General features: G+C 58.3%; 2 protein-coding genes and 1 tRNA gene. All 3 read left to right on the forward strand.

All coding sequences use genetic code 11. The annotated features are described in order from the left end of the window. The first annotated feature begins 87 nt into the window (after positions 1–87). Positions 88–164: transfer RNA gene (locus AC1D2R_RS32145), tRNA-Met, on the forward strand. 176 nt (positions 165–340) lie between these two features. Beyond that, complete coding sequence (locus AC1D2R_RS32150; protein WP_477973868.1) at positions 341–607, forward strand: transposase; 267 nt, start codon at positions 341–343, stop codon at positions 605–607. Between the two features lie 51 nt (positions 608–658). Next, positions 659–942, forward strand: a 284-nt coding sequence (locus AC1D2R_RS32155; RefSeq protein ID WP_477973870.1) for a transposase, incomplete at its 3' end; no start/stop codon positions are given.

A 942-nucleotide genomic window follows, 5' to 3' on the forward strand; every position in this document is an offset into this window, starting at 1 on the left:
GGGCCGCCCAATGCGGTCCTTTCTGCGTTCTGACCTATATACAGAACAGAACAAACACATCGAGTGACCAAAAAGGCACTCAGTTGGCGCGGGGTGGAGCAGCCCGGTAGCTCGTCAGGCTCATAACCTGAAGGCCGCAGGTTCAAATCCTGCCCCCGCAACCAAAATTTACGAACGATATCAGCAAGTAAGCCCTCCCATCGTGGAGGGCTTACTTGCGTTTGCGGACGAGCACACTGACCTTGCCCCGTACGCCTTCGGCGGGGGCCGCCTTGCGGCATTGTTGTGATGTTGTGAGTTTGTGCTCTTAAGAGTGGACTTAAGAGCGCATTGAGGACTGATGGCACAGGCAATTTTACTGACCGGGCGAGAGCGACGTCGGCGATGGTCGCGAGATGAGCGTGCAGAGATACTGGCGGCGGCGTTTGCACCGGGTGGCATTGTTTCGGAAGTTGCGCGTCGCTTCGATGTTTCGACGGGTTTGATTTACACGTGGCGGCGGCAGGCTTTGGCCGGAGAAGTCGGCCCTGCCTTCGTACCAGCGAAGGTCGTTGGCCTTGCAGGCAACGGCGCGGTCGAAAGTAAGCGCTTAGGTCACCCCACGTAGCGTGGGGAAGGAAAGTCGCTCATTTTCAGCATGAATCATGCGGGGAATTCTATGAGCGAAGATGTGAATCATGGTCCGACGTTTGAAATTCTGACGGCAGAGCCGGTGCGGAAGCGGCGAAAGCCGAGGTATCGCTCCGAGGAGGAAAAGGCGGTGATCCTCGACGAGGCGCTGGCTCCCGGTGCGAATGTATCTGCAGTCGCCCGCGCCCATGGCATGGATCCCTCTCAGCTTTTCGCCTGGCGACGCACAGCACTTGCATCCGGCGCTGTTGTGCGACTTGATCAGGCAGCCGAAAATGATGGTCGCTTTGCGCGCTTTGAGGCGGTCCGGAC

It is taken from the genome of Rhizobium sp. P1_C7 (assembly GCF_056406295.1).